This is a genomic window from Pandoraea anapnoica, assembly GCF_902459765.1.
Classification (GTDB): Bacteria; Pseudomonadota; Gammaproteobacteria; order Burkholderiales; family Burkholderiaceae; genus Pandoraea; species Pandoraea anapnoica.
Genome location: NZ_CABPSP010000008.1, coordinates 1 through 12,695 on the forward strand (window position 1 = coordinate 1; position 12,695 = coordinate 12,695).

At 63.3% G+C, this 12,695-nt stretch carries 12 protein-coding genes and 1 pseudogene; 4 read left to right on the top strand and 9 right to left on the bottom strand.

The features are described from left to right. Positions 1–76, bottom strand: a pseudogene (locus PAN31117_RS13940) (electron transfer flavoprotein subunit beta/FixA family protein); the annotation flags it as partial. A gap of 392 nt (positions 77–468) precedes the next feature. Between PAN31117_RS13940 and PAN31117_RS13945 the strand changes: the two are divergent. The 3 genes from PAN31117_RS13945 to PAN31117_RS13950 all read left to right on the top strand — a co-directional run bounded on the left by PAN31117_RS13945 (position 469) and on the right by PAN31117_RS13950 (position 2,304). Further along, positions 469–1,410 (top strand): alpha/beta hydrolase, encoded by a 942-nt coding sequence (locus PAN31117_RS13945; RefSeq protein WP_150738883.1) that lies wholly within the window; start codon positions 469–471, stop codon positions 1,408–1,410. A 112-nt stretch (positions 1,411–1,522) separates the two neighbouring features. Further along, a complete protein-coding gene (locus PAN31117_RS27345; protein ID WP_217429657.1) occupies positions 1,523–1,687 on the top strand; it encodes a hypothetical protein in 165 nt (54 codons plus the stop codon). Next, on the top strand, positions 1,651–2,304 hold the full coding sequence (locus PAN31117_RS13950; RefSeq protein ID WP_217429658.1) for a ferredoxin--NADP reductase: 654 nt from the start codon (positions 1,651–1,653) through the stop codon (positions 2,302–2,304). The genes PAN31117_RS27345 and PAN31117_RS13950 overlap by 37 nt, the downstream gene beginning before the upstream one ends. Before the next feature lie 13 nt (positions 2,305–2,317). Here PAN31117_RS13950 and PAN31117_RS13955 read toward each other — a convergent pair whose 3' ends face one another. Then, entirely contained in the window at positions 2,318–3,139 is an 822-nt protein-coding gene (locus tag PAN31117_RS13955) for an enoyl-CoA hydratase (protein ID WP_150738711.1), read from the bottom strand. Positions 3,140–3,236: 97 nt separating this feature from the next. Next, positions 3,237–4,160 (bottom strand): histone deacetylase family protein, encoded by a 924-nt coding sequence (locus PAN31117_RS13960; RefSeq protein ID WP_150738712.1) that lies wholly within the window; start codon positions 4,158–4,160, stop codon positions 3,237–3,239. Between the two features lie 604 nt (positions 4,161–4,764). On the opposite strand from PAN31117_RS13960, the gene mltB reads away from it, so the two are divergent. Next, on the top strand, positions 4,765–5,901 hold the full coding sequence (gene mltB / locus PAN31117_RS13965; protein ID WP_370855759.1) for a lytic murein transglycosylase B: 1,137 nt from the start codon (positions 4,765–4,767) through the stop codon (positions 5,899–5,901). Between the two features lie 107 nt (positions 5,902–6,008). Here mltB and cysM read toward each other — a convergent pair whose 3' ends face one another. The 6 genes from cysM to lapB form a co-directional block, all read right to left on the bottom strand. Then, the gene (gene cysM / locus PAN31117_RS13970; RefSeq protein WP_150738713.1) at positions 6,009–6,911 is read right to left on the bottom strand and encodes a cysteine synthase CysM; all 903 of its coding nucleotides are present in this window, start codon (positions 6,909–6,911) and stop codon (positions 6,009–6,011) included. A 118-nt stretch (positions 6,912–7,029) separates the two neighbouring features. Then, positions 7,030–7,902 carry a ComEA family DNA-binding protein gene (locus tag PAN31117_RS13975; protein ID WP_150738714.1) on the bottom strand — a complete coding sequence of 291 codons (873 nt, stop codon included), beginning with the start codon at positions 7,900–7,902 and terminating at the stop codon, positions 7,030–7,032. 187 nt (positions 7,903–8,089) lie between these two features. Further along, the gene (rfaD, locus tag PAN31117_RS13980; protein ID WP_150738715.1) at positions 8,090–9,094 is read right to left on the bottom strand and encodes an ADP-glyceromanno-heptose 6-epimerase; all 1,005 of its coding nucleotides are present in this window, start codon (positions 9,092–9,094) and stop codon (positions 8,090–8,092) included. Further along, positions 9,091–10,080 (bottom strand): D-glycero-beta-D-manno-heptose-7-phosphate kinase, encoded by a 990-nt coding sequence (gene rfaE1, locus PAN31117_RS13985; RefSeq protein ID WP_150738716.1) that lies wholly within the window; start codon positions 10,078–10,080, stop codon positions 9,091–9,093. The genes rfaD and rfaE1 overlap by 4 nt, the downstream gene beginning before the upstream one ends. 17 nt (positions 10,081–10,097) lie before the next feature. Beyond that, positions 10,098–11,471, bottom strand: coding sequence for a UDP-glucose dehydrogenase family protein (locus PAN31117_RS13990; RefSeq protein WP_150738717.1), 1,374 nt, complete (start codon positions 11,469–11,471; stop codon positions 10,098–10,100). 21 nt (positions 11,472–11,492) lie between these two features. After that, positions 11,493–12,668, bottom strand: coding sequence for a lipopolysaccharide assembly protein LapB (gene lapB, locus PAN31117_RS13995; protein WP_150738718.1), 1,176 nt, complete (start codon positions 12,666–12,668; stop codon positions 11,493–11,495). Positions 12,669–12,695: the final 27 nt, after the last annotated feature.

Here is a 12,695-nt window from a genome sequence, read left to right on the forward strand (position 1 = left end):
CGCCACTGCCGTCGCTCTTCACACGAACCTTTACGTTGTAATCCACTACCCGTTTGACCGGTACCAGGATCTTCATGAACTCGCTCCAAAGTTACGTTTACGTCAATCCGCTGCCATTATAACCACTCGGCTGATGACGCATTATTTGCATATTTGAGGCATTTTGTGGCGAACGTTCATGTATCGCTTTCGACTTGCCACGAATGCACGATCCCTACGATCACAGCGTCGGAGGCAGGCCGGACGCGCTTACCCGGCGTCCGGCCACCCCGCACGATCGTGCTATTTTTATGCAAATCGCGACGCTCAGCCAGTTTCGTCGTGGTGCGTTTCCTCTAGAGAATTCACCCCGGCGCAGGACGGCCTATGATCGAATGGCGCACCCGATCATCACTGTGCCGTCGCACGTACGACGGTCACCCGGCCAACGCGCCAGGAGGAGACATGACAACGCATTCGGAATCGCGCCTGCAAGCCAGCGACGGACTGATGCTCCACGTCCATAGCTGGTACCCGGACACCGACGGCGACACAGCCCCCCCACTGCGCGCCGTGGTCGCCATCGTGCATGGCATGGGGGAGCACGGCGGACGATACGCGCGTCTGGCGGCGCATTTCGCGTCGCTCGGTATCGCGACCGTCACCTACGATCTGCGCGGTCACGGCCGCTCGGAAGGCGCGCGTGTCTACGTCAATCATTTCGACGAATACCTCAACGACACCGAGATCTTCCTCACGCACGTGCGCACGACCTTTGGGCCGACGCCGCTCTTTCTGCTCGGGCACAGCATGGGTGGTGCCATTGCAGCGCTCTACACAATCACGCGCGCGCCCGCAAACGTGAGCGGCCTGATGCTCAGCAGTCCCGCCCTCGCCCCGGGCGAACCGGTCGCGCCGTGGATGGTGAAGGTCGGTCGCTGGGTATCGCGCTGGCTACCGAAGGTGCCAGTCTTCAAGATCGATCCGGCCGCCATTGCCCGCGACAAGACCGTGGTCGACGCAGCGAAAAAGGATCCGCTCAACGCGTATCGAGGAACCCCGGCACGTACCGCCGCCGAATTGCTCGACGCCATGGCGCGCATTCACGCCAACGCCGACGCGTTGCATTTGCCGCTCTACGTCTTCCACGGCACCGCCGACCGGCTCACCGCACCGTGGGCAAGCGAACAGTTTCACGGCAACGCGGGGTCACAGGACAAGACCCTTCGGCTCTATCCCGGTCACTTCCACGAAACGCTGAACGACTTCGATCGCGAGAAGGTTATCGAGGAGCTGACGCATTGGCTGCTCGCGCACGTACCGGAAACCGCCACCGCAAAGCGCAAGCAACCGGAGCCCATGACGCATGAACCACTCGTGGGCGCAAAATCGACAGCAAAGCCCGCGCTCGGGACGCACCACGGCCACTGACGAACGCCTTCGCGCGGCGGCCCCGGAACCCGCCTCGCGAACAGGGTCTCGTCACGCAATACCTCGCTGCGCGTTACACTGAAGTCGTGTGGAATTGCGAGGAGCCTCCGGCATGCAAGCGCAGACGACGCAGACGAAATACTCGCCGCAAACGGTCACCGGCATGCATTTCTGGACGCCGACGATCTTCAGCATCAAGACCACGCGCCCCCCGGCCTGCAATTCACCGCCGGGCAGTTCGTGCGTCTCGGATTACCCGGCGCCGATGGCGAACTGATCTGGCGAGCCTATTCCTTCGTGAATTCGCCCGCCGAAGATACATTGGAGTTCTACGTAATTACGATCCCCGAGGGCCAGCTCACGCCCCGGCTTTCGGAACTCAAGGTCGGCGACGAACTGTTCGTCGATCACACCGCCTACGGCTTCCTCACGCTCGACCGTTTCACCGGCGGCGACGACCTGTGGCTGCTCGCCACCGGCACCGGCTTAGCGCCCTTTGTGTCGATTCTCCGAGACCCGGAAGTCTGGCAGCGCTTCAAACGCATCTTCGTCGTCCACAGTGTGAGATGGGAACGCGACCTCGCCTATTACGAGGAACTCCGTCACTTCTCGCATCCGGACGTCGATCCTGCGCTCGTCGACAAGCTGCACTTCGCGGTGAGCGTCACGCGCGAGCAAACACCCGGCGCGCTCTATGGACGCATCACGTCGTTGCTGGCTTCAGGAGAACTGGAAAAAGCAGTGGGCGCGACGCTCGATCCCGCCACGTCGCGCATCATGGTCTGCGGCAATCCGGACATGATCAAGGAATTGCGCGCCTGGTTCACCGGCAATGGTTATGCGGTGAGCCGCACGGCGACGCCCGGGCCGCTCGTACTGGAAAAGCAGTGGTGATGACGGCTGGCGCTCAGTCCGCAGGCTTCGTCCATTCCGGCGGACGCTTCTCGATGAATGCCTGCACGCCTTCGAGCGCGCACGCGTCCATCATGTTGCAAGCCATCGTCTGCCCCGCCATCTGATAAGCGGCTTCGATACCCGTCTCCGCCTGACGGTAGAACAGCCCCTTACCCGCGGCCACTGCAGCCGCAGGTTTGGCAAGAATCGAGCGGCACAGCGCCGCCACTTCACTGTCGAGGCGCTCCATCGGTGCGACACGATTGACGAGACCGCGCTCGCAAGCCGTCTGCGCATCGATGAAATCGCCCGTCAGCAGCATCTCCATCGCTTGCTTGCGCGTGAGATTGCGCGAGAGCGCCACACCCGGCGTCGCGCAAAACAAACCGACGTTGATGCCCGACACCGCGAAGCGTGCCGCCGACGCGGCGACCGCGAGATCGCACATCGCCACCAACTGACACCCCGCCGCCGTCGCGACGCCGTGCACGCGAGCGATGACCGGCTGCGGCATGCGCTGGATCGTCAGCATCACACGCGTGCATTGATTGAACAGCGTGCGGTAGTAGTCGAGCGACGGCTCGGCACGCATCTCCTTGAGATCGTGCCCCGCGCAGAATGCTGCCCCCGCAGCGGCCAGCACCACCACACGCGCCGTGTCGTCGCGCGCGACCTCGTTCAGCGCATGTTGCAGCGCGTCGAGCATCGCTTCGGAGAGGGCATTGAACTGACGCGCACGATTCAGCGTGAGCGTGACCACGCCTGCCAGATCGCCTTCACCATGCGTGACGAGTACCAGCGGCCCGGTGGCCACCGTCGGTTCCGATGACGTCATGTTGTCTCCTGTGCCGCCTCTCGCCCTTAATCCGATATGTCGGGAAGACCGGCGGCATTTCACATTCGTCGGACGCGTGCGACGCGCCGGGTTGCCGTCAGACGTCGGCGAGCACCTTCAGATGGGCCACGACGCTGCGTCCGAGCGCCGATAGGTTGTAGCCGCCTTCGAGGCAGCTCACGATGCGTCCCTTGGCGTGACGATCGGCAATGGCCTTGACTTCCTTCGTCATCCACGCAAAGTCCGCTTCGGTCAGCCCGAGGCCGCCGAGATCGTCTTCGCGATGCGCGTCGAAGCCTGCCGAGAAGAAGATCATTTCCGGACGGAATGCATTGAGGCGTCCCAGCCAGCCATACTCGATGGCTTCGCGTGCAGCCATACCGGACGTACGCGCTTCGAGCGGAATGTTGAGCATGTTCGGCGCAGGATCGTTCGCGCCGGAGAACGGATAGAACGGGTGCTGGAAGATGCCGCACATCAGCACGCGCTCGTCGTTGCCGAACGCGGCCTCGGTGCCGTTGCCGTGGTGAACGTCGAAGTCGACGATCGCCACACGCGACAGCCCGTGCACTTCGAGTGCGTGTGCCGCCGCAATCGCCACGTTGTTGAACAGGCAGAAGCCCATCGCACGCGTGGGCGTGGCGTGATGGCCGGGCGGCCGTATGCTGCAAAAGGCGTTGTCGAGTTCGCCACGAATGACCGCATCCGTCGCCGCAATCGCCGCGCCCGCCGCCCGCGTTGCCGCGCGCCACGAGTACGGGTTCAGCAGCGTATCGGGATCGATGGGGAAGTACCCGGATTCGGGAATGTTGTCGCGAATGAAGTCGATGTGCTCTTGCGTGTGCACAAGCCGCAGACTGGCCTCATCGGCCGCCGGGGCTTCACGGCGTTCGAGCAAGCCGTCGATGCGTCCCGCGATCAACTGGTCTTCGATGGCGCGCAGCCGTTCGGGGCATTCCGGATGCCACTCGCCCATTTCGTGACGCACGCAATCGGGGTGCGTATAAAACCCGGTAGCCATTCGTTGTGTCGCCTATCGCTTCGAATCGTTATATTGGGACGGGCGGGGGATGCCCGCCGCGCCGTGGTCTCCACGTCCGGTAGCGGCCGGGCGCAGAGCCTGGCTCGCGTCGCGAAAATGTGCCGCGAACATCACACGACATCACCCGCAAACGCGTGCCGATAGCCGGCATCCCCCATGAACACTGTCACGGACAGTGCACAGGCCTTAAGGTATCACAGGTGCACTCGGTTATACTGCCAAGCAGTCTCCCAGCAGACCCGTGTCAGCCGGTAAGGGCCGATCTCCCGAAATTCGGGACGGCAGGAACTGGCATGAATGGTTGACGCTCTAGATGGCATCTCGCTTTGAGTGAGCACCTTGCGTCACTCGAAAGTGCGCCCATCGGCATCGATAGCCATCGATAAGAGCGCCAACGCGACTAACGTGATTGCGGCCCAACCGTCGCATCGCATTCGGACTTCATACAGGCCTGACAGACAGCATGACATCACCGGTACGGATGTACGATTCTCTCCCGTTGGCGCACGCGCGCCACGCTCGACCGGACACTGCGCGCCCTCTCTCTGCGGCGTCGCTCCGGCAATTTTCCCGCTCGTCTCACGTGGCTCGCTCATTCGGCTCGCTCGGCCTCGCGCTGTGCCTGAGTGCATCGTTCGCGATGACGGCGTTGACGAGCGTCGACGCGCATGCGCAGACTCAGGCGCGCCCCAAGGCGGTCGCGCAATCTTCTCAGTCGTCGCAAACGGAGTTCGAGGAAGAAGTCGTGCCGCAACGTTACGCGGCGAACCCGGAAGTCGACGCGTTCATCAACGACCTCGTCGCGCGCAATGGCTTCAATCGTGGAGAGCTTCAGAAGATCTTCTCGCGCGTCGTGTTCTCCCAGACGGCCGCACGCCTTGTCGCGCCGCCCGCCACGCCGGGCCAGAAGAACTGGACGAAGTACGAGAAGAACTTCCTCGACAGCACCCGCATCAACGGCGGCGTGCGCTTCTGGAATCAGAATGCTGCGGCGCTCTCGCGCGCTGCACGCGAGTATGGTGTGCCCGAAGAGATCATCGTCTCCATCATCGGCGTCGAGACGATCTACGGGCGCAACATGGGCAACTTCCGCACCATCGACGCGCTCACCACGCTGGCGTTCGATTACCCGCCCGCCCGCAACCGTTCCGAGCGCATGGCGCTGTTCCGCAAGGAGCTTGAGAACCTGCTGCTGTACGCACGCGAGCGAAGCGTCGATCCGTTCAGCATCTACGGATCGTATGCCGGTGCCATCGGCATTCCGCAATTCATGCCGTCGTCGATCCGCAACTACGCGGTCGATTACAGCGGCGACGGGAAGATCAATCTGACGACCGACGTGGCGGACGCCATCGGCAGCGTCGCGAACTTCCTCAAGCAGCACGGATGGCAGGCGGGGCAGCCGGTGGTGTGGAACATCGCCAGCGATCGCGGCAGTCAGGGGCTGGCCGAAGCCGGTGCCGACGGACAACCCGAACCGCATTGGAAGCTCGGCGACTTCATCAAAGCCGGTATGCTGATGAACGAGCCGAAGCTCGATGTGGGCGGGGCGCTGGACACGCCGGTGCTGATCGTCGATCTGCCGACGCCGGGACAAGCCACGCAGTACCGCATGGGCCTCACGAACTTCTACGTGCTCACGCGCTACAACCGAAGCTTCTTCTACGCGATGGCGGTGTACGACCTGGCCGACGCGATCAAGGCGGCGCGCGCGCCGTAATCCCGGCGACATCGCAGACCGCAACGGCTTGCCGTCATCGTGAAAAACGGGACCCTCGGGTCCCGTTTCCGTTGGCGGCGCCGCAATTTGGCGACGGCAGCGACGACTTAGGCTGGGAACACGCCCGTCGACAGATAGCGGTCACCCCGGTCGCAGACGACGAACACGATGGTCGCATTCTCGACCTCATGCGCGAGATTCAGCGCAATCTGGCAAGCACCCGCTGCCGAGATGCCGCAGAAGATACCTTCTTCCGCCGCGAGACGACGCGCCATGATCTCGGCTTCGGCCTGCGTCACGGAGACGGTGCGGTCAACCCGCGCACGGTCGAAAATCTTCGGCAGATACGCTTCCGGCCACTTGCGAATGCCCGGAATACGCGACCCTTCAGCGGGCTCGGCACCGATGATCTGCACGGCTTCACTCTGCTCTTTCAGATACTGTGAGACGCCCATGATGGTGCCCGTCGTCCCCATCGCGGAGACGAAGTGCGTAACGCGTCCTTCGGTGTCGCGCCAGATTTCCGGGCCGGTGGTTTCGTAGTGCGCCAGCGGGTTGTCCGGGTTGGCGAACTGGTCGAGGATGATGCCGCGTCCATCGCGTTGCATCTGCTCGGCGAGGTCGCGCGCGTATTCCATGCCGCCCTTGACCGGCGTCAGAATGATCTCGGCACCGTAGGCACCCATGCTCTGGCGACGCTCGATGGAGAGGTCTTCCGGCATGATCAGGACCATCTTGTAGCCACGGATGGCGGCGGCCATGGCCAGCGCAATACCGGTGTTGCCCGACGTGGCTTCGATCAGCGTGTCGCCCGGCTTGATGCGCCCGCGCAGTTCGGCGTGTTTGATCATCGAGAGCGCCGGACGATCCTTCACCGATCCCGCCGGGTTATTGCCCTCGAGCTTGCCGAGAATCACGTTGTTGCGGCGACGGATTTCGTCGTCGGGCAAACGCACCAGTTGCACCAGCGGCGTATTGCCGATGGTGTCTTCGATAGTCTTGTAGGCCATTGCGCTAAGCTTTTTTCGGTCGGGAATCGAAACATTCTAATCCACCGGCCATGACCGCGCTCAGGGTAAGGTCTCGCGGCCCGGGGACGCGTCGATGCGCCCCCGGCTGCTGGCAACGTCAGAGCTTCGGTGCGCTCGCCGCAGCCGGGGCCTTGGCCTTCTTCGACTTGGACACCTTGGCCGAGCTTGCGTCACCGCTTGCTGCGGCCGAGCCCGATGCCGGGGACGGTGCTGCGGCAGCCGCCCCCTTCGCGGCGTCAGCCTTCGCATCCTTCGACTTTTTCGACTTGCTGGTCTTGGTGTCCGCCTTGTTGTTCGCCTTGGTGTCAGATGCGCTCGCGGTCCCCGTCGCCCCGGCCGCTGCTGCGGCACTGGTCGCGCCGGTCGCCGCCGGAAGCGGTGCACCTGGCTTGGCCGTCATCGTGGTCGCGCCCGGCGATGCGGGCTTCATCGTCGTACCGGCGGCCGGGGTAGGCGTGGGCGCCTTTTGCGTGGCGGTGGCAGGCACCGGCGTTGCAGGGGTCACCGGCTTGGCGGGCGTTACCGGTGCCGGGGCAGCAGGCGTCTGAGCGGCGGACGGTGCGGGTTTGGCTGGCGTGGCAGGCGTCTGTGCTACGGACGGTGCAGGCTTGGCAGGTGTGGGCGTCGGCGCAGCGGTCGCAGGGGCTTGCGCGACGGGCTTGGCCGGTGCTGCGGTCGCAGGGGCCGTAGCCGCCGCGCCACCGCCCTGTCCGTTGATCGTCATGCCCTCGGATTGCAGCGACGTCACCGACTTGGTGCCAAGGCCTTTGACGCGCTTGGCGACATCTGCCGCATCCTTGTAGGGCCCGTGGGCGTTACGCTCGTCGATGATCGCCTTGGACTTGACCGGTCCGATGCCCTTGAGCGTCTCGAGTTGCGACTGATCGGCGGTGTTGATGTCGACGGCCGCCATTGCCAGGCCACACAGGGTGAAGAAGGTAACAACCGCCAGCAAGAGTTTGCGAAGCATGATCTGTTCCTTGTAAGGTCACTCGGGCCAATGCCGTAGCGCACCGACACATCGGACACCCCGGACATCCCCGATACCCACTTAACGCCTCAGCGCCCGCACGGATGACACGGGGGATCAAACGACAACGGGGAGCCAATTGGCTCCCCGTCGGTGCTTGATCACCTGTCGACGCTTAGGGGGTCATTTACTGCGCCAGCAACCAGCGCACGTAACGCGAGACACCTTCGCCCACCGTGTAGAACGGCTGCTGATAGCCGCCAACCTGACGCAGGTGGTCGATGTTCGCCTGCGTGAAGCACTGATACTTACCGCGCAGGGCATCCGGGAACGGGATGTACTCCACGAGCCCCTGTTTGACCATGTCGTCAAGCGACAGCGCCGCTTCACCGGTTTGCGCGCGCAGCGTGTTGATCACGGCGACCGCGATGTCGTTGAACGGCTGCGCCCGGCCGGTGCCGAGGTTGAAGATACCGCTGCGCTCCGGGTGATCGAAGAAGTGCAGGTTGACCTTCACGACGTCCTCGACCGAAACGAAGTCGCGGCTTTGCGTACCGGCGGCATAGCCGTTGTACTCGCCGAAGAGCTTCACGCGGCCGTTTGCACGGAATTCGTTGAAGTTGTGGAACGCCACCGAGGCCATGCGGCCCTTGTGCGCTTCACGCGCCCCATACACGTTGAAGTACCGGAAGCCCGCCACCTGACTCGGCAGCTTGCCGCCCGCATCACGCATGGCACGGCGCACGATCTGGTCGAACAGGAACTTCGAATAGCCGTAGACGTTGAGCGGCTTCTCGTACTCGCGCGTCTCCACGAAGGTTTCCGACGCACCGTACGTTGCTGCCGACGAGGCATAAAGGAACGGCACGGTCTGCGCCTGGCACGCCTCGAACAGCGCCCGCGTGTAGCGGAAGTTGTTCTCCATCATGTAGCGGCCATCCGTTTCCATCGTGTCGGAGCAGGCACCTTCATGGAAGATCGCGCGCACTCGGCCGAATTCGCGGCGCTGAAAACGCGCGACGAAATCCGTCTTATCGAGGTAATCGCTGATTTCGCAATCGACCAGATTACGGAATTTGTCGGCACGCGTGAGATTGTCGACCGCCACGATGTCGGTCTCTCCGCGCTCATTGAGGGCTTTGACGAGGTTGGCGCCGATGAAGCCCGCGGCGCCCGTCACGATGATGGTCATGTCAGCTCGGAAAAGAGTTCGTTGTAATCGACGGTCGCCGTCCCCAGCTTGCCGACGACGATGCTGCCCGCGCGGTTGGCGAGCACCACCGCCTGCGGCAGCGGCAGCCCGGCCGACAGCGACGTGGCCAGCGTGGCGATCACCGTGTCGCCCGCGCCCGAGACGTCGTACACCTCGCGCGCCTGCGCGGGCACGTGGAGCGCGCCGCTTTCGGTAAAGAGCGTCATGCCCTCTTCCGAGCGCGTGAGCAGCAGCGCTTCGAGGCCGAGCGATTCGCGCAGATTCTGGGCGCGCGACGTCAGATCGTCCTCCGAATGCCAGACGCCAACGACCTGCTGCAATTCCGCACGGTTCGGCGTGAGAATCGTCGCACCGCGATAGCGTTCGTAATCGCTGCCCTTCGGGTCGACGAGCACCGCCTTACCGGCCGCACGCGCCGCTTCAATCATCGGTTGCACATGCGTCAGACCGCCCTTGGCGTAGTCCGAGAGCAGCACGACATCGTAGCTGGCGAGCAGTTGACGATATTGATCCAGCACCGCCAGCAGTACTTCGCGCGCGGGCTGGTTCTCGAAATCGATGCGCAGCAGTTGCTGCTGACGCGAGACGATGCGCAGCTTGATGGTCGTGGCGAGATCGGCGTCGCGCGTGACGAATGCCGTCACGCCGCTGGCATCCAGCATATCGACGATGCGCTCGGCGGGTTCGTCCTCACCGAGCACGCACAGCAGCCCGGCTTGTGCGCCGAGCGACGTCGCACCCAGCGCCACGTTCGCCGCACCGCCCAGGCGCTCTTCATTGCGCTTGACGTGCACCACCGGCACCGGTGCTTCCGGCGAAATGCGATTGACGTCGCCGAACCAGTAGCGATCGAGCATCACGTCGCCAACGATCAGCACGCGTGCGCGACTGAAGGCCTCGCGAGGCACGTTGGGCACACCCGGGGCCTGAATCGTGCGCGTGAGCGAAGTTGCCGTCGAAGTCATCCGTCGTTCCTTCAAATTCAGGCCGACTGGCCCAGGCCACGACCGATGGCGTGGTACTCGATGCCCAGCTCTTCCATCGCCTCCGGCTCGTACAGGTTACGACCGTCGAAGATCAGCGGCAGCGAGAGCGCCGTCTTCACCTTCGTGAAGTCCGGGCTGCGGAACGCCTTCCATTCGGTGACGATCACGAGCGCGTCCGAACCGCTCAGCGCGTCGTTTTGCGTCGCACAGAATTCGATGCGGGCATGTGCGTCGGCATCGTCGGCAAAATCCAGCGCAATCACACGGCGCGCTTCATCGAGCGCCACCGGATCGTACGCCCGCACCCGTGCGCCACGACGCACCAGTTCGGCAATCACGCGACGGCTCGGAGCCTCGCGCATGTCGTCCGTGTTCGGCTTGAACGCCAGGCCCCAAAGCGCGAACGTTTTGTCCTTCAGGTCATCGCCGAGACGCGTCACAATTTTGTCGATCAGCACGGTCTTCTGCGATTCGTTGACGGCTTCGACCGCGTCCAGAATGCGCAGCGGCAGGCCGTAGTCTTCTGCGGTGCGCACGAGCGCCTGCACATCCTTCGGGAAGCACGAACCGCCGTAGCCGCAGCCAGCGTAGAGGAAGTGGTAGCCGATACGCGGGTCCGAGCCGATCCCCTGACGCACGTCTTCGATATCCACGCCGACGCGATCGGCCAGATTGGCCAGCTCGTTCATGAACGAGATGCGCGTGGCCAGCATGGCGTTGGCGGCGTACTTGGTGAACTCGGCGGAGCGCACATCCATGTACAGCGTGCGTTCGTGGTTGCGGTTGAACGGCGAGTACAGGCGCTTCATCATCGCGCGCGCCTGCTGGCCGTCGGCATCGTCGTCCACGCCGATCACGATACGGTCAGGACGCATGAAATCGTCCACGGCCGCGCCTTCTTTCAGGAATTCCGGATTCGAAACGACGGAGAACTTCACGTCGGCGTTGCGCTTGGCAAGTTCTTCCGTGACCGCCGCACGCACCTTGTCCGCCGTCCCCACGGGCACCGTCGACTTGTCGACAATCACCTTGAAGCTCTTTGCGTAGCGGCCGATGTTACGCGCTGCCGCCACGACGTATTGCAGGTCGGCCGAGCCGTCTTCGTCGGGGGGCGTACCCACGGCGATGAATTGCACGTCGCCATGCGCGACCGACGCTTCGACGTCCGTCGAAAATTGCAGACGGCCGGCTTCGCGGTTGCGGGCGATGACTTCCTGCAAGCCCGGCTCGTGAATCGGCACGCCGCCGTTGTTCAGGATCTCGATCTTGCGGGGATCGACGTCGAGACAGAACACGTCATTGCCGACGTCAGCCAGACAAGCACCCGTAACTAAGCCGACGTAGCCGGAACCGATGATGGTGATCTTCATGATATTGGGGTGTGATAAATCTTACGAAGCCGCCGGCACGTCGGCACGGCGTGGCGTATAGGTCTCCCAGCCGTTACAGCCGGGGCATTGCCAATAGAACAGGCGCGCACGGAATCCGCATTGGTCGCAGACGTAGCGCGGCAACGACTTGGTGCGTTGCGTGATGAGCTTGCCCATCAGTTGCAGGTCGGACTGCGTATCGCCTTGGGCGGTGGCGGCGTGCGCTTCGAGCAGACGTGCCATGCCCGGCGCACTCGGGGCGCGATGCATCTGCTCGCGCATGAGCTTGAGTGCGGCCTCCGGACCTTCAAGCGAAACCGTCTTTTCATAGACGATTTCCAGCAGGTCGTCCGACGGATTCTTGCGCAGCGCCTCGCGCAACATAACCAACCCTTCAGGGGCGCGCCCCAGCGCTTCATACGCCTTCATCACGCGCTTGGCGGCCAGGCCGAGATACATCGGATTCTGTTCTTCGATAGTGCGCAACACGCACAGCGCACCTTCGGCGTCACCGGCGGCGAGCAGCATATCGCCGCGCAACAGCGGGGCACGCACATTCGCAGGGTTGACCGCCAGCGCGGCATCCAGCTCGTGGCCGACGGCGTCGACATCCTTGCGTTGCAGCGCTTCTTGCGCCAATTCGCAATGGAATTGCGCAATTTCCTTACGATACGAGACGGCCGGATCGAGATCGCTCAGCGTCTCGGCCTCCGCCAGCGCTTTGCGCCACTCCTTCTCGATCTGATAGATCGTGAGCTTCGCGTGCTGTGCCGCTTTGGCGTATGCGCCCGTGTGCAGACGGCTGAACGCGTCTTCGGCGCGGTCGAGCAGACCCGCCTTGAGGAAGTCGTGACCGAGTTCGTAGAGCGCGTGTTCCTGATCGGCTTGCGGCAGATCGTGTCGCGAAAGCAAATTCTGATGCACGCGAATGGCGCGCTCCGTCTCACCGCGACGGCGGAACAAGCTGCCCAGCGCGAAGTGAAGTTCGGTCGTCTCGGGATCGAGCTTGGCGACTTCGATGAAGGCGTCGATCGCCTTGTCCGGCTGCTCGTTCAGCAGAAAATTCAGACCGCGGAAATAGGATGCCGGCAGATTGCGGCTTTCCGAGAGCAGGCTGCGCAAATCCAGTCGTGCGGCGACCCAGCCACAGCCGAAGATCACGGGGATGGCAAGTAGCCACCAGACCTCGAATTCCATGAATGCGTGTTGTCGTTGAAACAGTCG